Origin of the sequence: Flavobacterium hiemivividum (assembly GCF_004349145.1) — a bacterium.
Taxonomy (GTDB): domain Bacteria; phylum Bacteroidota; class Bacteroidia; order Flavobacteriales; family Flavobacteriaceae; genus Flavobacterium; species Flavobacterium hiemivividum.
In genome coordinates, this window is record NZ_SMFO01000001.1 from 332,250 (window position 1) to 354,352 (window position 22,103).

The 22,103-nt window shown below is 35.3% G+C and carries 25 protein-coding genes; 20 read left to right on the top strand and 5 right to left on the bottom strand.

Annotation, left to right across the window (positions count from 1 at the left end; translation table 11 throughout):
- Window positions 1-31: 31 nt before the first annotated feature.
- From map to pruA, 6 genes are all read left to right on the top strand, one after another.
- On the top strand, window positions 32-850 hold the full coding sequence (map, locus tag E0F98_RS01475; protein WP_132108507.1) for a type I methionyl aminopeptidase: 819 nt from the start codon (window positions 32-34) through the stop codon (window positions 848-850).
- A gap of 54 nt (window positions 851-904) precedes the next feature.
- On the top strand, window positions 905-1,279 hold the full coding sequence (locus E0F98_RS01480) for a GxxExxY protein (RefSeq protein ID WP_132108509.1): 375 nt from the start codon (window positions 905-907) through the stop codon (window positions 1,277-1,279).
- Window positions 1,280-1,325: 46 nt separating this feature from the next.
- Complete coding sequence (locus E0F98_RS01485; protein ID WP_132108511.1) at window positions 1,326-2,096, top strand: class I SAM-dependent methyltransferase; 771 nt, start codon at window positions 1,326-1,328, stop codon at window positions 2,094-2,096.
- A gap of 83 nt (window positions 2,097-2,179) precedes the next feature.
- The gene (locus tag E0F98_RS01490; protein WP_132108513.1) at window positions 2,180-3,436 is read left to right on the top strand and encodes a type IX secretion system plug protein; all 1,257 of its coding nucleotides are present in this window, start codon (window positions 2,180-2,182) and stop codon (window positions 3,434-3,436) included.
- Between the two features lie 82 nt (window positions 3,437-3,518).
- On the top strand, window positions 3,519-3,905 hold the full coding sequence (gene apaG / locus E0F98_RS01495) for a Co2+/Mg2+ efflux protein ApaG (RefSeq protein WP_132108515.1): 387 nt from the start codon (window positions 3,519-3,521) through the stop codon (window positions 3,903-3,905).
- A 169-nt stretch (window positions 3,906-4,074) separates the two neighbouring features.
- Window positions 4,075-5,703: an L-glutamate gamma-semialdehyde dehydrogenase gene (gene pruA / locus E0F98_RS01500; RefSeq protein ID WP_132108517.1), complete on the top strand. Its 1,629-nt coding sequence runs from the start codon at window positions 4,075-4,077 to the stop codon at window positions 5,701-5,703.
- Between the two features lie 138 nt (window positions 5,704-5,841).
- On the opposite strand, the gene rsmG is transcribed toward pruA, so the two are convergent.
- Window positions 5,842-6,471: a 16S rRNA (guanine(527)-N(7))-methyltransferase RsmG gene (gene rsmG / locus E0F98_RS01505; RefSeq protein ID WP_132108519.1), complete on the bottom strand. Its 630-nt coding sequence runs from the start codon at window positions 6,469-6,471 to the stop codon at window positions 5,842-5,844.
- Window positions 6,472-6,579: 108 nt separating this feature from the next.
- Between rsmG and E0F98_RS01510 the strand changes: the two genes are divergently transcribed.
- The 4 genes from E0F98_RS01510 (at window position 6,580) to purT (ending at window position 11,105) form a co-directional block, all read left to right on the top strand.
- Complete coding sequence (locus E0F98_RS01510; protein ID WP_132108521.1) at window positions 6,580-7,671, top strand: fatty acid desaturase family protein; 1,092 nt, start codon at window positions 6,580-6,582, stop codon at window positions 7,669-7,671.
- 104 nt (window positions 7,672-7,775) lie between these two features.
- The gene (locus E0F98_RS01515) at window positions 7,776-8,963 is read left to right on the top strand and encodes a pyridoxal phosphate-dependent aminotransferase (protein WP_132108523.1); all 1,188 of its coding nucleotides are present in this window, start codon (window positions 7,776-7,778) and stop codon (window positions 8,961-8,963) included.
- A gap of 204 nt (window positions 8,964-9,167) precedes the next feature.
- Window positions 9,168-9,620, top strand: coding sequence for a ferritin-like domain-containing protein (locus tag E0F98_RS01520; RefSeq protein WP_132108525.1), 453 nt, complete (start codon window positions 9,168-9,170; stop codon window positions 9,618-9,620).
- Between the two features lie 324 nt (window positions 9,621-9,944).
- The gene (gene purT / locus E0F98_RS01525; RefSeq protein ID WP_132108527.1) at window positions 9,945-11,105 is read left to right on the top strand and encodes a formate-dependent phosphoribosylglycinamide formyltransferase; all 1,161 of its coding nucleotides are present in this window, start codon (window positions 9,945-9,947) and stop codon (window positions 11,103-11,105) included.
- Here purT and E0F98_RS01530 read toward each other — a convergent pair whose 3' ends face one another.
- A complete protein-coding gene (locus E0F98_RS01530) occupies window positions 11,106-11,969 on the bottom strand; it encodes an AraC family transcriptional regulator (protein ID WP_132108529.1) in 864 nt (287 codons plus the stop codon).
- Window positions 11,970-12,060: 91 nt separating this feature from the next.
- Here E0F98_RS01530 and E0F98_RS01535 point away from each other — a divergent pair, with 91 nt between their 5' ends.
- Genes E0F98_RS01535 through E0F98_RS01545 form a run of 3 tightly spaced genes read left to right on the top strand, consistent with a single transcriptional unit; the run spans window position 12,061 to window position 13,392 of the window.
- The gene (locus E0F98_RS01535; protein WP_132108531.1) at window positions 12,061-12,423 is read left to right on the top strand and encodes a DUF983 domain-containing protein; all 363 of its coding nucleotides are present in this window, start codon (window positions 12,061-12,063) and stop codon (window positions 12,421-12,423) included.
- 58 nt (window positions 12,424-12,481) lie between these two features.
- Window positions 12,482-12,817 carry a DUF6370 family protein gene (locus E0F98_RS01540; protein ID WP_132108533.1) on the top strand — a complete coding sequence of 112 codons (336 nt, stop codon included), beginning with the start codon at window positions 12,482-12,484 and terminating at the stop codon, window positions 12,815-12,817.
- Window positions 12,817-13,392: a Crp/Fnr family transcriptional regulator gene (locus E0F98_RS01545; protein WP_132108535.1), complete on the top strand. Its 576-nt coding sequence runs from the start codon at window positions 12,817-12,819 to the stop codon at window positions 13,390-13,392. Before E0F98_RS01540 ends, E0F98_RS01545 begins: the two co-directional genes overlap by 1 nt.
- A gap of 221 nt (window positions 13,393-13,613) precedes the next feature.
- On the opposite strand, the gene E0F98_RS01550 is transcribed toward E0F98_RS01545, so the two are convergent.
- The gene (locus E0F98_RS01550) at window positions 13,614-14,498 is read right to left on the bottom strand and encodes a phospholipase A (protein WP_207917079.1); all 885 of its coding nucleotides are present in this window, start codon (window positions 14,496-14,498) and stop codon (window positions 13,614-13,616) included.
- A 265-nt stretch (window positions 14,499-14,763) separates the two neighbouring features.
- Between E0F98_RS01550 and E0F98_RS01555 the strand changes: the two genes are divergently transcribed.
- The 5 genes from E0F98_RS01555 to E0F98_RS01580 all read left to right on the top strand — a co-directional run bounded on the left by E0F98_RS01555 (window position 14,764) and on the right by E0F98_RS01580 (window position 18,002).
- Window positions 14,764-15,480, top strand: coding sequence for a pirin family protein (locus E0F98_RS01555; RefSeq protein WP_132108537.1), 717 nt, complete (start codon window positions 14,764-14,766; stop codon window positions 15,478-15,480).
- Between the two features lie 14 nt (window positions 15,481-15,494).
- Complete coding sequence (locus E0F98_RS01560; protein WP_132108539.1) at window positions 15,495-15,779, top strand: GNAT family N-acetyltransferase; 285 nt, start codon at window positions 15,495-15,497, stop codon at window positions 15,777-15,779.
- A 168-nt stretch (window positions 15,780-15,947) separates the two neighbouring features.
- Window positions 15,948-16,478, top strand: coding sequence for a YceI family protein (locus E0F98_RS01570; protein WP_132108541.1), 531 nt, complete (start codon window positions 15,948-15,950; stop codon window positions 16,476-16,478).
- Window positions 16,479-16,756: 278 nt separating this feature from the next.
- On the top strand, window positions 16,757-17,629 hold the full coding sequence (fabD, locus tag E0F98_RS01575) for an ACP S-malonyltransferase (RefSeq protein WP_132108543.1): 873 nt from the start codon (window positions 16,757-16,759) through the stop codon (window positions 17,627-17,629).
- Between the two features lie 118 nt (window positions 17,630-17,747).
- Window positions 17,748-18,002 (top strand): hypothetical protein, encoded by a 255-nt coding sequence (locus tag E0F98_RS01580; RefSeq protein WP_132108545.1) that lies wholly within the window; start codon window positions 17,748-17,750, stop codon window positions 18,000-18,002.
- Between the two features lie 39 nt (window positions 18,003-18,041).
- Here the strand turns inward: E0F98_RS01580 and galE are convergent, their stop codons facing one another.
- Complete coding sequence (gene galE / locus E0F98_RS01585; RefSeq protein WP_132108547.1) at window positions 18,042-19,055, bottom strand: UDP-glucose 4-epimerase GalE; 1,014 nt, start codon at window positions 19,053-19,055, stop codon at window positions 18,042-18,044.
- A 17-nt stretch (window positions 19,056-19,072) separates the two neighbouring features.
- Window positions 19,073-20,212 (bottom strand): DegT/DnrJ/EryC1/StrS family aminotransferase, encoded by a 1,140-nt coding sequence (locus E0F98_RS01590; RefSeq protein ID WP_132108549.1) that lies wholly within the window; start codon window positions 20,210-20,212, stop codon window positions 19,073-19,075.
- Window positions 20,213-20,428: 216 nt separating this feature from the next.
- On the opposite strand from E0F98_RS01590, the gene E0F98_RS01595 reads away from it, so the two are divergent.
- On the top strand, window positions 20,429-21,670 hold the full coding sequence (locus E0F98_RS01595; RefSeq protein WP_132108551.1) for a 3-deoxy-D-manno-octulosonic acid transferase: 1,242 nt from the start codon (window positions 20,429-20,431) through the stop codon (window positions 21,668-21,670).
- Window positions 21,657-22,103, top strand: coding sequence for a GNAT family N-acetyltransferase (locus tag E0F98_RS01600; protein WP_132108553.1), 447 nt, complete (start codon window positions 21,657-21,659; stop codon window positions 22,101-22,103). Before E0F98_RS01595 ends, E0F98_RS01600 begins: the two co-directional genes overlap by 14 nt.

Consider the following 22,103-nt stretch of genomic DNA (forward strand, 5'->3'; position numbering starts at 1 on the left):
TTGTACTTTTGCAAGCTGAAAATATCAAATTATGATTATAGTTAAATCTCGTGAAGAAATAGAATTAATGCGCGAAAGTGCTTTAATAGTATCGAAAACATTAGGAATGATTGCTTCCGAAATAAAAGAGGGAGTTACCACTCTCTATTTAGATAAATTAGCCGAAGAATTCATTCGTGACCATGGAGCAGTCCCTAGTTTCCTTGGTTTATATGACTTCCCGAATTCCCTTTGCATGAGTCCAAACTCACAAGTAGTTCATGGAATACCTAATAATAAACCTTTAGAAAGTGGCGATGTAATATCAGTAGATTGTGGTGCTTTTAAAAATGGCTACCATGGTGACCACGCATATTCCTTTGAAATTGGCGAAGTCGCTCCCGAAACAAAAAAATTATTACAAATTACCAAGGAATCATTATACGTCGGTATCCGCGAATTTAAAGCCGGAAATCGCGTAGAAGATGTTGGTAATGCGATTCAAAAATATACTGAAGCACATGGTTACGGAGTCGTTCGTGAGTTAGTAGGACATGGACTTGGTCAAAAAATGCACGAAGATCCTGAAATGCCTAATTATGGAAAACGCGGTCGCGGAAAACTTTTTGTAGAAGGAATGGTTGTAGCAATTGAGCCCATGATCAACTTGGGAACAAAAAACATCAAGCAGCACAAAGACGGTTGGACAATCACCACCGCCGATGGAAAACCGAGTGCCCATTTTGAGCACGATGTAGCGCTTGTAGATGGCAAACCAGAAATATTATCCACATTTGCTTATATATATCAAGCATTAGGAATTGTAAGTAATGAGGAGGATGAGTTTAGAAAAGTACCTTTAGTACTATAACATTTCAAGAACGTCACAAATAACACAGATTTCACTAATTTTCACAGATTTAATATGGAAGAATTTTATTTAAAAGATGAAACTTTCAAGATTTTAGGATTATGCATGGAAGCGCATAAAATTTTAGGGAAAGGTCATAGTGAAAACGTGTATGGTGACGCTCTTGAGTATGAGTTTAAACTTAACAATATTCCTTATGAAAGGGAAAAGCAATATAATATCCCTTATAAAGATATTATTTTACCAAGATATTATTTTTCTGATTTTACAGCTTTTGGACAAATTATTTTAGAAATAAAAGCTATTCAAACATTAACTAGTGGAGAAGTAAAACAGACATTAAATTATCTTGCTGCTTCAAAAAATAAAATTGGCTTATTAGTCAATTTTGGAGAAGACAGTTTAAAATATAAAAGAATTATTTTATAAATAATCTGTGAAAATCCGTGTAATCTGTGTTTAAAATTTTTACTTTATGAAATCAGCTTTCAAGCTTATTCTTAATACAATTCCTCGTCCACTGCTTATTCGTTTAAGTTATGTAGCGCGTCCTATTATTGCATTTTCGCTAAAAGGAAACAAATTTACTGATCCTATTGACGGAAAAAGTTTCAAATCGATGTTGCCTTATGGGTATGAAATACAGCGTAACAATGTACTTTCGCCAAGCACACTTTCACTTGAAAGACATCGTTTATTATGGTTGTATCTAAATGAGCAAACTGATTTTTTCACTTCTAAAGAAAAGAAGAAAGTGTTGCACTTTGCGCCAGAACAAGCTTTCTATAAATTATTTAGAAATCAGAAAAATCTAGATTATACTACAACGGATTTATTTTCGCCGCTTGCAGATGTAAAAGCAGATATATGTAATTTACCTTTCGAGGATAATCAATATGATGTTATTCTTTGCAATCACGTTTTAGAGCACATTCCAGATGATACTAAGGCAATGCAGGAATTGTATCGCGTTTTGAAACCTGGCGGAATGGCCATCTTGCAAATCCCACAAGACTTATCAAGAGCAACAACATTCTCTGATGATACGATCACAGACCAAAAAGAGCGCGCAAAGATATTTGGACAATACGATCATGTGCGTATTTATGGTCGTGATTATTTTGATAAATTGAGAAGCATAGGATTTAAAGTTATGGAGGAAGATTACACCAATAAAATTGCTCCAGAACTGGTAGAAAAATATTGCTTGGCAAAAGGAGAAATCATTCCTGTTTGCTTTAAATAGAGCATCGAATACTTATAAAAGTACTGGCATAATAATGGTACTGCTAAATTTGTTACATTTACATATCCAGCAATATAAAACTTATGCCTAATTCTTTTTTTCGAATAGTATTATTTCTTTTCATCTTTACTTCAGCTGCTGCACAAGTAGAAAATGAAGTCGCTCCCCCATTTAACATCAAGACTGTTTCCTTTTTTCAAAACAATCAAAATGTTGTTCCGATATTTCCATTAGGCAGCGGATTCCAATTACAATTTGATGATCTGTACGGCAATGAAGCCGATTATTATTACGAAATAATTCACTGCGACTACAACTGGAAACCGTCTGACATTCCGAAAAACGAATACTTACAAGGTTTTGACAACCAAAGAATTCAAGACTACACCAACTCTTTCAACACCTTACAAATCTATTCTCATTATTCGCTATCGATCCCTAATCAGCATACACAGCAGTTAAGAATAAGTGGAAACTACATGCTGAAGATTTTAAATAATGACAAAGAGACCGTATTTACAAGAAAATTTATTTTGTACGAAGATTTAGTAACTGTTCCCATTCAGGTAAAACGAGCAAGAACAGTAAGCAATGTAGAATACAAGCACAACCTGGACTTTTCTATAAAATCAAAAACTATCAATTTTCAAAATCCTTTGAAAAATCTAAAAGTGGCTATACTTCAAAATGGTAAATTCAATAGTGTAATAAAAAATATTCCACCGCAGTACACCATTGGTAATGATCTCATTTATAAGTACGATAGTGAAACCCAATATTGGGCTGGTAACGAATTTTTATATTTCGAAAATAAAGATATCAAGGTGGCTAATAATAACATCTCAAGAGTTGATGCAAGTACCGCTATCTATAACGCCTATTTATATACCAATAATGCACGTGCAAATTTCCCATATTCTAATACAGAAGACATAAACGGTAACTTTGTCGTTCGCAATTTTAATAGTGAAAACAGTGCCATTGAAGCTGATTATGCTTGGGTCTATTTCAGTCTCTCCGCCCCCACTTTTAACAACGACAATGCTATCTATATCAACGGAATGTTCAATAATTATAGCCTGGCTCCTGAATTCAAGATGGATTACAATCCTAAAAAAGGAATTTATGAAAAAGCCCTTCTAATAAAACAAGGATTTACAAATTTTGAATACGTAGCTGTTGATCGAAAAGGAGCTATCGATAGTGAAAATACAATAGACGGCAATTTTTATCAAACGGAAAATGATTACTCGGTTCTAGTTTACTATCGCGAAAACACAGATCGATATGACCGTGTAGTTGGCAAAGGAAATGCTAACTCCTTAAATATCATCAATTAAAAAAAAGATTTCAAAAAAGAACAATAGGCAATCAAAATTTTGTAGTTTTGTTATCTATTACACACTTAATTAGCATTTTATAATGGTATCTCAAATAACAAGAGGCATAAAAATATCAGTATTGACTAGTTTTGAAGGAACTTACTTCAAGAACTACAAGATCCACTTTGCCTTTAGTTATCAGGTGACGATCGAGAACCATAGTAAAGATTCTGTACAGCTAAATTCTCGCCATTGGGAAATTCATGACTCTTTAAACAATATCGAAATTGTTGATGGTGAAGGAGTCATTGGAAAAAAACCAGTTCTAAAACCTGGCGAACTTCACACCTACAGTTCTGGCTGTTTATTAGCCTCTCCTTACGGTGCTATGAAAGGCTATTTTAACATGATTAACTTTACTAGTACAAAATCCTTTAAAGTTTTTATACCTACATTTAAATTATGTGCTCCCTTTGCGCTTAATTAATATTCCCCTTTCCGAATATATTTCGTTTTCTTATCCTTTATTTATCAAATTTTTAAATTATCCTTTGTACTTTTGCTGCAAGATAAATTATTCGTGCTATTTCGAATAATATACCTATACAATTGTCTAATCTTATCTGTAAACTAACAGATTAACAAACTACAATATCATGCTAAAAGGATTTTTTAACGTACCAAAGGCAGTAAACGAACCTGTAAAAAGCTACGCACCTAATTCACCTGAAAGAGTAGCCGTTCAAGCAGCTTACGCAGAAATGTGGAATTCTAAAATTGACGTACCTCTTTATATTGGAAGCGAAGAAATTAGAACCGGAGATACTAAAACAATGTCAGCGCCTCACGATCACCAACATATCGTAGGAACATATCATCAAGCTGAAAAATCACATATTGAAGGCGCCATTGCAACGGCATTAAAAGCCAGAACACAGTGGACTAAAATGGCATGGGAACAACGTGCTGGTATTTTCTTAAAAGCAGCTGAGTTGATCGCAGGTCCATACAGAGCCAGAATTAACGCTGCAACAATGATTGCTCAATCTAAAACTATATATCAAGCTGAAATTGATGCTTCTTGTGAATTGATTGACTTTTTACGTTTCAACGTAGAGTACATGACTCAAATTTACAGCGAGCAACCAAAATCTAATTCAGACATGTGGAATCGTGTTGAATACAGAGCATTAGAAGGTTTTGTATATGCTATTACTCCTTTTAACTTTACCGCAATTGCCGGAAACTTACCATCTTGTGTTGCTTTAATGGGTAACGTAGTAGTTTGGAAACCAGCAGCAACTCAAGTATATTCAGCAAATTTATTGATGCAAATTTTTAAAGAAGCAGGATTACCTGATGGTGTAATCAACATGGTAATGGGAGATTCAGCAATGGTAACTGAAACCTTATTAGCTAGTCCAGATTTCGCAGGAGTTCACTTTACTGGTTCAACAGGAGTTTTTAATGATATTTGGGCAAAAATTGGAACAAACATCAGCAATTACAAAACATACCCAAGAATTGTAGGAGAAACAGGTGGAAAAGATTTTATTATCGCACATCCATCAGCTAACCCAAAACAAGTAACTACAGGAATTGCTCGTGGTGCTTTTGAGTACCAAGGTCAAAAATGTAGTGCTGCTTCTCGTGTATATGTTCCACAAAGTTTGTGGCCAGCTGTGAAAACGCAATTAGAAGCTGATTTAAAATCAATGAAAATGGGTTCTCCAGAAGACATGAGTAATTTTATTACTGCTGTTATTTCTGAAGGTTCATTTGACAAATTAGCTCGTTTTATTGATCAAGCTAAAAAAGATACAGATGCTGAAGTAATCATTGGTGGAAACTATGATAAGTCTAAAGGATATTTCATCGAACCAACCGTTATTTTGACAACAAACCCAAAATACAGTACAATGGAAACGGAATTATTCGGTCCTGTTGTAACTATTTATGTGTATGAAGACGCAAAATGGGCAGAGACATTAGAATTAGTTGATACTACATCAGAGTATGCATTAACTGGAGCTGTTTTCAGCCAAGACCGCTACGCAATTGAAGAAGCTACAGTAAAATTGCAAAATGCAGCAGGGAACTTCTACATCAATGACAAACCAACTGGTGCTGTGGTAGGAATGCAGCCATTTGGTGGAGCAAGAGGATCAGGAACGAATGACAAAGCAGGATCTATGCAAAATTTATTGCGTTGGACATCAGCAAGAACGATCAAAGAAACTTTTGTAACTCCAGTAGATTACAGATACCCTTTCTTAGGTGAATAAACAAGTTTGAAAGTCGAAAGACTTAATGAGCTTCACAATCATAAAAAAGCCGAATCTAAATTTAGATTCGGCTTTTTTTACATTATTCTGTTTCCATAGTTACTATCTTTCGACTTTACGACTTTGGACATTATGACTCTAAACTACATGCTTCAACGGTACATGCACCACTTTCTTCGTCTCAAAGAATTCATCTTCAAAGAAATCAGCTAAGTCATATTGAGTTGCTTTTGGGAAGTCTTTTAATTCCTCTGTCAAATCTCCGCCTTTTAGATAGAGAATACCATTTTTAAGTTCGTGCTTGCTTTTCTTCTTTACTTTATCTTTTATCCAAGACACAAAATCGGGCATATTAGTCACGGCGCGACTTACGATAAAATCAAAATCACCTTTAACTAATTCTGCTCTTAATTGCTCAGCTTTAACGTTTGTAAGCCCTAATCCATCCACAACTGCCTGAACTACTTTAATTTTCTTCCCAATGATATCAATCAAATGGAAACGGGTTTCAGGGAAAAGAATCGCTAATGGAATTCCAGGAAACCCACCCCCAGTTCCCACGTCGAGAACATAAGTACCTGGTACAAAATCTATAATTTTAGCAATCCCTAAAGAATGCAAAATATGCTTTGTGTATAAAGCGTCAATATCTTTTCTCGAAATAACATTAATTTTTTCGTTCCAATCGTGGTACAAAAAGTCTAACTTTTCGAATTGCTCCTTTTGGAGATCTGTCAAATTAGGAAAATACTTAAGAATCTCGTCCATCGTTCAAATTTTTTAACAAAAGTACAGTTTTTAACTCTTAAATATTTCACTCAATTTGGCATACTTAAAATTTATAATAATTATCTTTGGAACTTATTACATTTTTATATGATCAAAACACCTCCTACATTTGCTAAGCAAGATAAATTAAAGTTCTTCAGAACGCTTAACTCTCGGGTAAACAATTACTTCAAGGAAAATAATATTAAAAAAACGGGGAATTGGAAACTCCATTTGAAAACTATTATCCTGATAACTGTTTTTCTTGCACCTTACTTTTTAATCTTAACATTAGACATGCCTTTCTGGGCGCATTTATTGTTGACTATAGTTATGGGTATAGGAATGGCTGGAGTAGGTATGAATGTAATGCATGATGGAAATCATGGTTCTTATTCTAATAAAAACTGGGTCAATAAATTCATGGGTGGTACCATCTATATTCTTGCCGGAAACGTACACAACTGGCAGGTACAACATAATGTATTGCACCACACTTACACCAATATTCCTGGTCATGATGAAGATCTAGATGCCGGAAGAATCATCCGATTTACAAAAGATGCAAAATGGCATTCTTTCCATCGTTTTCAACAATATTACTCCGTATTTTTATACGGTTTATTAACTTTCAATTGGGCTATTACAACCGATTTTAAGCAAATGAAAAACTACCTAAAAAGAAAATTATCCTATGGTGAAGCCAAAAGCCCAAAAGTGCTTTGGACAACTTTAATCATCACAAAAGTTATTTACATTTCGATTTGGATCGTATTACCAATCGTTATTGGAATCACTTGGTGGAAAGTATTAATCGGCTTCTTTATTATGCACTACACTGCAGGATTGATTCTGAGCATCGTATTTCAATTAGCTCATGTTGTCGAAGAAACAGAAAATCCTTCTCCAAACGAATTGGGAGAAATGGGAAATACCTGGGCAATACACCAATTATTCACCACGACCAATTTTGCTCCAAAAAACAGAATAGTAAACTGGTACACTGGCGGTTTAAACCATCAAATTGAACATCATATTTTCCCAAATATCAGCCATATTCATTATGGTAAAATTGCTAAAATTGTAAAAGAAACGGCAGAGGAATGTAATTTACCTTATTACGAATACAAAACAATGCGAAGTGCCGTTATTGCTCATTTCAAGCATTTGAAAGAACTGGGAATGAAGCCTGCAATCTAGAGTCTAACTTCATAGTGATTAGCAGTAGTTCATTTCTATGAAAACAAATAAATAATTAACCTCCCTTGTTTCTATAAAAAACGAGGGCAATCAACACTTTTTTAATGAATCATTTACTTTCAGACAGAATTAACAACCTTGCTACATCACAAACATTAGCAATGGCGGCATTGGCAAGAGAGCTAAAAGCACAAGGAAAAGACATTATCAGCTTAAGTTTAGGAGAACCTGATTTCAATACTCCAGACTTTATCAAGGAAGCAGCTAAAAAAGCAATCGACGAAAACTACAGCACCTACTCTCCAGTAGATGGATATGTTGAATTGAAAGAAGCTATCTGCCGAAAATTTAAAAGAGACAATGATTTAGATTACAAACCATCACAAATTGTGATTTCTACAGGAGCGAAACAATCTTTATACAACATTGCACAAGTAATGTTAAACGATGGTGACGAAGTTATTTTACCAGCTCCTTACTGGGTTTCTTATTTCGAAATCGTAAAATTATCTGGTGGAGTTCCCGTTGAAGTTCCTACTTCGATTGAAAGTGACTTTAAAATCACTCCAGCACAATTAGAAGCGGCTATCACACCAAAAACAAAAATGATGTGGTTCAGTACTCCTTGTAATCCAAGTGGTTCAGTTTACAACAGAGAAGAATTAACAGCAATAGCTAAAGTATTAGAAAAATACCCCAACATTATTGTTGTTGCAGATGAAATATACGAGCACATCAATTTCTCAGGTACTTTTTGCAGTATCGCATCTATCCCAGGAATGTTAGAAAAAACAATTACCGTAAACGGAGTTGCCAAAGCATTTGCAATGACAGGATGGAGAATTGGTTATATTGGAGCACCTGAATTTATCGCTAAAGCCTGTACAAAAATTCAAGGTCAAGTAACTTCTGGGGCTAATAGTATTGCACAGCGTGCTACTATTACTGCCGTAGATGCTGATCCATCAGTATTAAACGAAATGGTTCAAGCTTTCCATAGCCGTAGAGATTTAGTAGTAGGATTAATCAAAGAAATTCCAGGAATGAAAATCAACGTCCCAGAAGGTGCATTCTATGTATTTCCTGACGTTTCTTCTTTCTTCGGAAAGACATTAAGAGGAACAGTAATTAAAGACGCTAATGATTTCTCAATGTATCTTTTAGGAGAAGCAAATGTTGCGACTGTAACTGGTGACGCTTTTGGAAATCCAAATTGCATCCGTTTCTCATACGCGACAAGCGAAGACATCTTAAAAGAAGCTTTAAAAAGAATTAAAGAGGCAGTAGTTTAATACACTCTCTTCAGCTATAAACTAAAATGCCTCTTGATTTATCTCTTGAGGCATTTCTTTTACTCACACAACACATAAAAGAACTTATCGCACTGATTTTTAGTGACATTCCATAATTTTATAAAAAAGTGTAGAAATGTTGTAATGCATAAAACCCATTCTATCACCATCTTTGTCTTATACAAATAATTAAAAACAAAGATCATGACAAGTACAGATGAAAACAGAAAAGAGATTGTTGACACATTAGATGGATTAATTGAAATTCTTGAAGACGGAAAATTAGGATATACTAACGCCGCTGAGCATGTAGAAAACACAGATATGAAACATAATTTCATACAGTATGCACGCGAACGCGCACTATATATTGTAGAATTACAAGACGAAATCAATCGATTAGGAAAATCTACAGATACCTCTGGCGGCGGAGTACTAGGTTCTTTACACCGTGCTTGGATAGACATAAAATCAACTTTCACTAGTGGTGACACTGAAGCCATTGTGAACGCTTGCATTACTGGCGAAGAAGCCGCTATCGAAAAATACGAATTGGCATTAAAGAAAGAGGAAATTCAACCTACTCAGAGTGCACTGATTTCAAAACAATTAAATGGTATCAAAGCTGTTTTAATGAGATTAAAGGCAAATAGTTAATTTAAAAATAAGCTTAAAGTGTCCCGCAAGACGCATCTATTTCCAAATATTAAATAGTTTAAGGTTTGAAGTTTCACAGCTCCAAATTTTAAACTATTTTTGTTTCAGGGCGTGACCTCTTTAAAAAAAAGAAAGCTTTTTTTTAAAGAGGTCGGGCTATACGTTGCAATCTTTTATTCCTTCCGATAACGCTTCAGGAATAAAAGGATTTCCACTACTATCCCTCACGCAAACTTGGTTTTCCCAAGGAATTAGTCCCTCTCATTTAGATAAAAATATGAGATGTTCTCGATTCGCTCCTTGCAATAAAATAAAAAAATTAACATGAAAATACTACTTCTAGGCTCTGGCGAATTAGGAAAAGAATTTACAATTGCTGCCCAACGCATCGGGCAAACCATAATTGCGGTAGACAGTTATGAAAACGCTCCTGCTATGCAAGTCGCCCACGGTTTTGAAGTCATCAACATGCTTGACGGCCAAGCGTTAGATCGTATCGTAGCCAAACACAAACCAGATTTCATTGTCCCTGAGATAGAAGCCATACGTACAGAACGCTTTTACGATTATGAAAAACAAGGGATTACTGTAGTTCCATCTGCAAAAGCAGCTAATTTCACAATGAATAGAAAAGCGATCCGTGATTTGGCCGCCAAAGAATTGGGTTTAAAAACGGCCGCTTACCGCTACGCCACCACTGCCGACGAACTGCGAAAAGGAGTAGAAGCCGTCGGGATGCCTTGCGTAGTAAAACCATTAATGAGTTCGTCTGGAAAAGGGCAATCGACCATAAAAACAGCAGCCGATATCGAGAAAGCATGGAATTATGCTGTAGAAGGATCAAGAGGCGATGTCGTGGAAGTGATCGTGGAAGCTTTTGTCAAATTCAATTCGGAGATTACGTTATTGACCGTTGTTCAAAATAACAATCCTACTTTATTTTGCGCACCAATTGGTCACCGTCAAGAACGTGGTGATTATCAGGAAAGCTGGCAGCCAGCGAGAATCTCAGACAAAGATTTATACGAAGCACAAGACATGGCCGAAAAAGTGACCGAGTCCCTAGGTGGCGCCGGCCTTTTTGGAGTCGAGTTTTTCTTGACAGATGATGGTGTTTACTTTTCAGAACTCTCTCCTCGTCCACACGATACTGGAATGGTAACTTTGGCAGCAACACAAAACTTCAATCAGTTTGAGTTGCATCTACGTGCGATTTTAAGCTTACCAATATTCGAAATTACTTTGGAAAAAGCAGGCGCAAGCGCAGTAATTTTAGCTTCTGAAAATAGTAGCAGCCCCGCATTTTCAGGATTAGAAAAAATCGCAGCTTTACCTAAAACAGATTTTAGAATATTTGGCAAACCCAGCTCACGACCATATAGAAGAATGGGCGTTGCCTTAGTCAATGATAAATTAGAAACTCCAATTGAAGAAATTGTTGATAAAGCTAAAGAAGCCGCTAAATTAATTACCGTTCAGCCGTAATTATTTTTTAGAATCCCGAAATGTTTTGGGAGTCATTCCCGTATTTTTTTTAAACAGTCGCACAAAATAGGAATAATCATCATAGCCTAATTTTGTTGCGACTTCATTTACCGTTAGGTTTTTATTCATCAACATTCGTTTAGACTCCAAAATAACTCGGTGAATAATAACTTCGGTTGTCGTCTTTTTCAAAATCTCATTACATATCCTATTCAAATGTTTCAACGTAATATTAAGATGCGAAGCATAAAAAGAAGCCGCTTTTTCAGTTTTAAAGTTACTTTCTAAAAACTGCTCAAAATCCTTAATTTTTACATTATAAGAATGCGCTTCATGAACATGATTTTCAATATACTTTCTGGCAAGTTCGATATGAATACTATCTAACAAGTTCATGATTTTATCCTGCTTCAACATTTTATTTGCCTTATTCTCTTCAATCAAACTATTAAAGTAAGGCAAAATCGCTTTTACTTCATCATTATCCAACAAAATCTCAGGGCTATTAGTCACCGAAGAATAATAAGGATACTGGTCAATTGATTTCTGTCCAAAATAAAGATTATACATTTCATAAGAGTAGAAAACTACAAATCCTTCAATATCGTCTGACAAATCCCAATTATGTATTTGTCCCGGTTGTAGAAGAAAAACACTTCCTGAATGGATTGAAAAGCGATCAAAATCGATCTCATGTGTTCCCGATCCATGCGTAAAAAAAACCAAAACATAAAAATTATGCCGATGTGGCTCTTCCACAAAACCATGACTGATTAAATGATTACTAAACGTATTAATATACAAATCACTATTTACTGAATTGCAGTTAAATCGCTGGATATCGTAAATAGGGTATTTTTTCATAATTGCAGAAATGTCTTTATTGTGCTATAACTAGCGAATATACAAAACAACTAGAACATAGATAATAAATACCTTTGAAAAAAATTACAACATGTCAAACTCACTTGTTCACATCCTTAATAATGATTGTCCAAACTGCTTAAAGGGTAAGGTTTTTAAAGAAAACAACATCTTTTTCAAATTCACTTTTCCAAAAATGAACGAACATTGCCAACACTGTCATTTCAAATTTGAAAAAGAACCAGGTTACTTTTTTGGCGCTATGTATGTCAATTATGGCTTATCGGTAGCACAAGGAATTGCGACTTATGTTATTGCCCATTTTTTCTTTGAAGAAACTTTTGACTTAAGAATGATCCCAATTATCATGGCTGTGATCTTAGCGCTATCGACCTTCAACATACGACTATCAAGACTGCTATGGATTTATATGTTTAAGAATTATTCCAATTAAAAAGTATCTGATGGGTTGAAAAAAAATGACTATATTGTCCTTCTAAAATTTTCAACAAATGAAAAAACATATAACGGCATTATTTCTATTTTCAATTTTACTTGTAAATGCCCAAGACAAAAAAGAGCAGCAAAAAGCCCAAATTGGAGAAGCTTCCTGTGGTCAATGCCAATTTAAAATGAAAGGTCAAGGTTGCGATTTAGCAGTACGAATCGACGGAAAATCGTATTTTGTAGATGGAACTGCCCTCGATTCCCACGGAGACGCACATGCTAAGGATGGTTTTTGTTCTAAAGTAAGAAAAGCCGAAGTAGTTGGTGAGGTTAAAAACGATCGTTTTGTAGTTTCACAATTCAAATTATTTCCCGAAGCCAAGAAAACAAGGAAAAAATAGTGTCACTACTTCTTCAAAACATTAGCAAACATATAATACTTTGTCCAGAGGAACAACATCTTTTTTTATCTAAAACTGAAATTCATCATTTTAAATCTAAAACGATAATATTGAGCCCTGGACAGGTTTGCAAATACTCCTATTTTGTAAACTCAGGAGTTTTGAGAAGTTTTAACATCACTGACAATATCGTCGAACATGTCTTAAGTTTCGCCTGTGAAGGTTGGTGGATTGGCGACATGTACAGTTTGTTTTCACAAAAACCAGCCATTCTTTTTATCGAAGTTCTAGAGGACGCCGAAATTGTTATGCTTTCCAAAGAAAATCAAGAATTTCTTTATGCTGAAATTCCGAAACTAGAACGCTTTTTCAGAATCCTGACCGAAAACTCTTTGGTCGCTAACCAAGAACGTCTCATGGATAATCTAAGTTTATCAGCAGAAGAGCGCTTTGAAAAATTTCGAATAAAATACCCTAGCCTACTTCAGAAAATCTCTCAAAAACAGATTGCTTCTTACATTGGCGTGACACCAGAATTTTTTAGCAAGATGAAATCGAAGTTACTTAGAAAATAATAAACAGTAGTCAGTTTTCAATCGCAGTCTAGCAATGAGAAAAACAATCGCAGTTTTCAATTTTAAGTCACCGTACAATAGAGAAATGAAAACTGAGTACTTTCTTAACCTGCGTTAAGTAGTCCAGCTCCGCGAAGTGTCCTGATTTCTCGGCTCAATACCCTGCAGATGTAAATGAGAAGTTTAGTACAATAAAAGAAATTATCCCTCGCAAAACGTTTTTACCAATTCGCAAAAGAAACCCCAATTCCTATGGTGGTCTGGCTTACGTTATAATCAATTAAGGTTTCGCCAGAGCCGTGAAAAACTTGGGCGTGTCCTCTTAAATGTCCATGAATAGGAAACACATAATTAAGCTGAATATTTCCTTTTTCGAAAGTATGGAAGGAATGATTTATTATGGTATAAAATTCGTGCTTACCAAAATTTGCACCCACTTCTAATTCCGCATCTCCAACGTAGGTTGTAATACCAGGGTTTTCATCTTCGCTGTCTGGCATGCGATACCAAGGTCTAAAATTGACATTCCAATTTTTGTATTCATAACCAATATTCAGGATAATTCTATTCCAGCTTCTAGAAAGCGGAATGTCTTTTCCGTTTGATTGATGGTTTAGAATAACACCAAAGGTTCTGATTTTCCCCTTAAAGACATCAATATCCATGGGGAAATTTAAAATTATCTCAGGCTCATAATTCAGCTCTCTAAAAGCTCTAGAAAGTTTTTTATTATAGACTTGCCAATGCGCTTTTTGAGAATACCCTATCCACAAATCTCCTCTACCAAAGAGAATATTTTGAAGTAATTTAGTTTTAAAACTTATTTGAAACTTGGCTTCGATATTATTAAAAATATTTTTATCCCTACTAGAGAACTCGCCACTTTCATTAAAAGGTTCTGCATTACGTTTACTAGACCAACGCGCAGCAGCTAAATAAATAGGGCGATAAGAAACCAGTCTAAAAGTTCCTTTTTTATCGATACTATCTAATTCCCATTTTTGAGACAAGCTTTTTTTAATAATTACTTTCGTAAAATCGACTTGCGAAAAAGCAGAAGTAGAAACCAAAAGCATAAATAGTATCACTTTATATAATTGCAGCATGCTAGATTATTTAGAAGAAGCAAAGCTACGTCACAACTCAGCGGACTTTGTTGCATAAATCTTCTTTTAATTTATATAATTATCATGCTTTGAACCAGATCAGAACCAAGTGTTCGAACTCATTATAGACTCTAATTGGTTGCTCTTTCTCCCGAATAAAAACATAAATAAAATAGCTGATCGTTGTTTCTTAATCTAGATTAAGTGCAATTCACTGACTACCTGCGTAAATTTGTATTATACTAATCATTAAATTTATTTCATTATGGAAAATACAGTATTACATAAAGCAGACACACGAGGACACGCAGATCACGGCTGGCTAAATGCTTATCATAGTTTTAGTTTCGCGAGCTGGTATAATCCAGAAAGAGTACAGTTTGGAGCGCTACGAGTTTTAAATGACGACACTATTGCTGGAGGAATGGGTTTTGGAACGCATCCGCATGATAATATGGAAATCATTACGATTCCCCTTGAAGGAGATCTAGCGCACAAAGACAGCATGGGAAATACAGAAGTCATTAAAAATGGTGATGTACAAGTTATGAGTGCTGGAACTGGAGTAAAGCACAGCGAATTCAATCCAAATGACGATCAAAGAACGAAGTTATTGCAGATATGGGTTTTCCCAAACAAACAAGATGTCGAACCGAGATACCAACAAATTTCTTTGAATCCAGAAGAAAGAAAAAACAAACTACAACAAATTCTATCACCAAATGCAGACGATGAAGGCGTTTGGATCCATCAGGATGCTTGGTTTCATTTGGGTAAATTTGACACAGGAGTGTCAGCAACTTACAATTTAAAAAAAGAAGGTAATGGAGTTTATGCTTTTGTCCTTTCTGGAAATGTGACAATTAATGGGCAAGAATTAGAAACCAGAGACGGCCTCGGAATTTGGGAAGTTAATTCACTAACTATTGAAGCGACTTCAGATGCTGAGTTCTTATTGATGGAAATACCGATGCATTATTAATCAAAATCTTGGACATGAACGAAATCCTAGAATTAGAATACAATGACAAAAAAGGGCATTTCTGTATAATGGTTGACGATAAAATCGAAGCTAAAATGACCTTTGTCTTTGCTGGTGAACACAAAATTATAATCGACCATACAGAAGTAAGCCCCGAGAATAACGGCAAAGGTTTCGGAAAGAAAATGCTAGTAAAAGCAGTTGAATTTGCCCGAGAAAAAGGAATCTCAATTCTTCCTTTATGCCCTTTTGCTAAAAGTGTGTTTGACAAAACACCAGAATTTAGAGACGTTTTATAATTATAGATTCACTCAGGCAGCTGAGTTATTAAAAACCCTAATGTTTTTTTGATCAAAAAAAACAAGGATAAAAACTAAAAGTTCATCTACTGAAAGAATTATTGATGCGGTACAAAAATGCCCATCGGCAGCTTTAATTTATTACAAAAACAACAAATAAAAAAACTTATGGCAACAACAAAATGGGCAATTGACCCAACACATTCAGAAATTGGTTTTAAAGTAAAACACATGATGTTTACTAACGTTTCAGGTAAATTTGGAACTTATGACGCTACGATTACTACCGAAGATGAAAACTTCGAAAATGCAAAAATTGATTTTTCGGCAGACATTAACTCTGTTAACACTCATAATGCAGACAGAGACACCCACTTAAAAAGTGCCGACTTTTTTGACGCTGACAATCATCCTAAACTTAGTTTTAAAGCATCTTCTTTTTCTAAGATAGACGATCATAATTACACTTTGGCAGGAGATTTAAGTCTAAGAGGTGTGACAAAACCTGTACAATTTCCGGTTGAATTTAGCGGATTGATGAAAGATCCTTGGGGAAACACTAAAGCCGGCTTGAACATTTCAGGGAAAATTAACCGCAAAGACTGGGGACTAAACTGGAATGCTGCCTTGGAGACAGGTGGTCTTTTAGTAAGCGACGAGGTACGCTTGCAAATTGAATTGCAATTGGCAAAAGTATAATTCAAAAACAAATTAGGTTACAAACACCACAACAACCCTATATTTCAGATTGAAGTATAGGGTTGTTTTTTTATACAGTTATAAAAACAAAAAGTTCTGATTTAGCCCTGATGGAAGTAAAAATCCTTTGCAGCCGGGGTTCGGCTGTAAAGATTGAAACATACAGCAGGAGAATTATTCATTAAAAGCACAAAAGTTGGTGCTCCTAAAAAAAATACTATTTTTGCAGTCGGTTTTGTTTTTAAAAAAACAAAACCTTAAACTTTAAACAACTTTTTATGAAAGCATACGTATTTCCAGGTCAAGGTGCACAGTTCACAGGAATGGGCAAAGACTTATATGAAAACTCCCCATTAGCAAAGGAATTATTCGAGAAAGCAAACGAAATATTGGGTTTCCGCATCACAGACATCATGTTCGAAGGTACTTCCGAAGAGTTGAAAGAAACCAAAGTAACACAGCCAGCGGTATTCTTACACTCGGTGATTTTGGCAAAAACTTTGGAAGATTTCAAACCAGAAATGGTAGCGGGGCATTCTTTAGGAGAATTTTCGGCATTAGTTGCCAACGGAGCTTTATCATTTGAAGACGGTTTAAAATTAGTTTCTCAACGTGCTTTAGCAATGCAAAAAGCATGCGAAATAACACCTTCTACTATGGCGGCTGTTTTAGGATTAGCGGATAATATTGTTGAAGAAGTTTGTGCTTCAATCGATGGTGTTGTAGTAGCAGCAAATTACAACTGCCCGGGACAATTAGTAATTTCGGGAGAAACAACAGCTGTTGAGGCTGCTTGTGTTGCCATGAAAGAAGCTGGAGCAAAACGCGCTTTGTTATTGCCTGTAGGTGGTGCTTTCCACTCACCAATGATGGAGCCAGCAAGAGAAGAACTAGCAGCAGCAATTGAAACAACTACGTTCTCTACTCCAAGTTGCCCCGTGTATCAAAATGTAACTGCAAATGCAGTATCCTCTCCAGAAGAGATCAAGAAAAATTTAATTATACAATTGACCGCTCCAGTAAAATGGACACAGTCTGTACAGCAAATGATTGCGGATGGCGCTACTTTATTTACTGAAGTAGGTCCTGGAAAAGTATTGGCTGGATTAATTGGAAAAATAGATAAAGAAGCAGCTACAGCGAATGCTTAATTAGTAGTTAGTTTCGAAAATAAAAATAATCCCCACAATAAAATTTTGTAGGGGATTATTTATTTATCTTTAGATGGAATTAATTCACTTCCGTTTTTAATTTAGAAAACCCATAATTATGAAAAAAATACTTTTAGGCTTAACTTTAGTTGCAACTCTAACGATGGTTTCTTGTAAGCAAGAAACAAAAGTAGAAGTAGGAGAAGCTGCTGACGCAGTAGGTGCAGAAATGGATCAAGCGATAGACACAGCAGCTGCAAGACTTGACACTGCTATTGATTCTACTAAATCGAAAACAGGGGCAGCTCTAGAAAAAGGAGCAGCAAAAATGAATGCAGCCAGCGAAAAAATGAAAGAAGACGCTAAAAAATAAAAAAAAGAGGCTGCCAATTGGCAGCCCTTTTAATAATACTTAACTTCTTATTTTCTGTTCCCATTTCCAGGCACTTGCCATCGCTTCTTCAAGTGTAGATTGTGCTTTCCATCCTAGAACATTATTCGCTTTATCCGTATTGGCATAAGCCGAAGTAATATCTCCTTCTCTACGGGCTACAATTTTATAAGGCAAATTTTTACCACTTACTTTCTCAAAAGCTTTTATAACTTCTAACACCGAGCTTCCTGTTCCTGTTCCTAAATTGAACGTTTCTACTTTAGCGACATTCTTTTTATTCAATAAACGTTGTAATGCGATTACATGGGCTTTCGCCAAATCAACTACGTGTATATAATCTCTCACTGCTGTTCCATCAGGCGTAGGATAATCGTCCCCATAAACAGAAAGTTCGTTTCTTAATCCGAAACCAGTTTGTGTAATAAACGGCACCAAATTTTGAGGCACTCCAATAGGTAATTCCCCAATTTCGGCTGTAGGATGTGCTCCTATTGGGTTAAAATAACGCAATAAAATAGCATTAATACCTGATACTTTTGCGACATCAGTTATGATTTCCTCTCCTACTGCTTTTGTATTTCCATAAGGCGAAACAGCTTGTTGCAGTGCAGCGTCCTCCGTAATTGGCATTTTTTCTGCTTGACCATAAACGGTACAAGAAGAGCTAAAAATAAAATTAGCTTCCGGTTTTTTCTGTAATTCTTGCAATACGTAAACTAATGCGCTGATATTATTTTCATAGTACAACAAAGGATCTTCAACGCTTTCACCCACCGCTTTAGAAGCTGCAAAATGTATTACGCCTGAAATATCGTTGTTTCTTTTGAAAAAATCTTGCACTTTATGTTTATCTCTTAAATCTAATTTTTCGAAAGCCGGGATTTTTCCTGTAATCGCATCGATACCGTCTAATACATTTAATGATGTATTAGAAAGATTATCTACAATTATCACTTCAAAGCCTTCGTTTTGCAATTCAACAACTGTGTGAGATCCTATGAATCCCAAACCTCCCGTTACTAATATTTTCATTTTTTATAAATTTGAAATTATATTGATTTATTAAGAAATTCTAAAACGCTATCCGTTATGAACTTTATTTGCTCATCATCTAATTCGGTATGCATCGGAAGAGAAATCACTTCTTTCACTAATTGATTCGTCACCGGAAAATCTTCTTCTTTATATCTTGTATCTAAATATGCTTTTTGCGAATGCAATGGAATTGGATAGTAAATCGCACATGGAATCTCTTTGCTTAATAAATGTTTCATTAAACCATCTCTGTCAGCATCGATAATACGCAAGGTATATTGATGAAAAACGTGACAATCACAGTTATCGCAAATAGTTGGCGCTATGATGTTTTTATGCCCTTCAAATACCGCCGAATATTTACGTGCTGCATCTTGTCTAGCTTCGCTGTACTCGCTTAATAAAGGCAACTTAGCATTTAAAACTGCTGCTTGAACACTATCTAAACGAGAGTTTACTCCCACCACATCATGATGGTAACGCTCATACATTCCGTGATTTACAATTCCGCGAAGTTTATGAGCTAAATCGTCATCATTTGTAAAAATCGCCCCTCCATCTCCATAACATCCTAAATTTTTAGAAGGGAAGAATGAGGTAGAACCTACGTGTCCAATTGTTCCCGCTTTCTTTTTTGACCCATCAGAAAACTTACAATTAGCACCAATCGCTTGTGCATTGTCTTCGATTACATATAAATTATGCTCTTTGGCCAAAGCCATAATCGCCTCCATATTTGCAGCACGGCCAAACAAATGTACTGGTACAATGGCTTTTGTTTTTGGAGTGATGGCGCGTTTAATTCCTTCGATAGAAATATTCATATTGTGCAAATCTACATCCACTAAAACAGGAGTCAGTTGCAATAAAGCGATCACTTCGACAGTTGCCGCAAAAGTAAAATCGGCAGTAATTACTTCATCACCCGGTTTTAAATCTAAGCCCATCATAGCAATCTGTAGCGCGTCAGTCCCGTTTGCACAAGGAATTACATGCTTAACATCTAAGTATTCTTCTAAAGATTTTTGAAATTGATGAACCTGTGGTCCATTGATATAGGTATTAGAATCTAAAACTTCTTGAATCGAAATATTAACCGTTTCTTTTATTTTTTCGTATTGACTTTTTAGGTCAACCATTTGGATTTTTTTCATTTATATTTTATTTAAACCAATACCATTATGTTTTAAAAAGACAAAAAGCTGCAAGAAAAGCAGTCTGCAAGCACGAGGTTCGTTTGCAACCCTTTTTTAGATCAAAGGTTTTTTTATACTTTGTTAAAACTCTTAACTGCAAAAATAAGAATTTAAGGGCTAAGATTTAAATGATAAACAAAAGAAACTGTATTTTAGCCAAATAAATTTTCCGGTATGCTTTTTCTTTATAACATAGTAATCCAAATTACTGGTTTAACACTAAACTTCATTGCTCTTTTCAATTCAAAAATCAAGCTTTTTGTCTCTGGTCGAAAAAATGTTTTCGACATTCTAGAACAAAAAATAAAGCCTTCCGACAAAACAATTTGGTTTCATGCTGCCTCCTTAGGGGAATACGAGCAAGGTTTACCCGTAATAGAAAGAATCAAAGAGGAATATCCGTCGCACAAAATAGTAGTTACTTTCTTCTCTCCATCGGGCTATGAGGTTCGTAAAAACAACGCCGTTGCTGAAGCGACTGTGTATTTACCTCTGGACACTAAAAAAAATGCACAGCAATTTCTTGAGCTCGTTCATCCTGACATGGTGTTTTTCATTAAGTATGAATACTGGTTGAATTATCTAAACGAACTGCACAAACGAAAAACACCTACTTACTTAATTTCGGGGATTTTTAGAGAAAAGCAAATGTTCTTTAAATGGTACGGCGGTTTTTATAGAAAAGCATTAGACAGTTTCAGCTATTTCTTTGTACAAAATGAAGGCTCCAAAAAATTATTGCAGCAGTTAGGGAAAACTAATGTTGCCGTATCTGGTGATACTCGCTTTGACCGCGTTGCCGCCATTTTAGAGAAAGACAACACCTTAGATTATATTTCAAAATTTAAAAACAACACTCTAACTGTCGTTGTAGGAAGCTCTTGGCCAAAAGACGAAGCTTTATTGCTAGATTTTATAAACTCCAATACATTAAATATCAAATTCATTATTGCCCCTCACAATATCAAGAGCGACCAAATTGAACAGCTAAAAGACAGTATCACAAAAAAAACAGTCTTATTCTCAGAGAAACAAGATAAGAATCTAGGCGATTATGATGTGTTTATCATTGACACGGTTGGAATTCTAACTAAAATTTATAGTTACGCAGACATTGCTTTTGTAGGCGGTGGTTTTGGAAATCCTGGCGTTCATAATTTATTGGAGCCCGCTACTTTTGGAGTCCCAATAATAATAGGACCTAATTATTCTCACTTTGCCGAAGCAATCGCCTTGGTTAATATGGGCGGATGCATCTCCGTATCCAATACAACTGAACTTAACGCCGCGTTTAAAGATTTAATTACAGACGCTAGTTTTCGAATTGAAAAAGGTCATATCTGCAGCACTTTCGTATCAATGAACAAAGGAGCAACGACAATGATTTTAAAAAATATTCTGAATGATACAATTTAAACCTTTAGCGCATTCTGACATTGACACTATCGTGGATTTGATGCAGCAGTTCTATGCAATCGACAATTATCCCATTGATATTAAAATATCTAAATCCTTGTTTATAGAGTTCCTCGCTAATGAGAAATTAGGAAATGCATGGCTTATTCTATCTGAAAACGAAATTATTGGCTATGTCATTTTAACCTATATCTTCAGCTTTGAATACCAAGGAAAAATTGCTTTCCTGGACGAACTATATCTGACCGAAAAAGCAAGAGGAAAAGGTGTTGGCAGTAAATCGATTGCCTTTGTATTAGAGGAAAGCAAAAAAAAGGAATTGAAATTAATCTATCTCGAAATAGAAAATCACAATCAAAACGCACAAAAATTGTATCTTGCCAGCGGTTTTGAATTGCATAATCGAAAATTAATGGCATACAAAACTAGATAA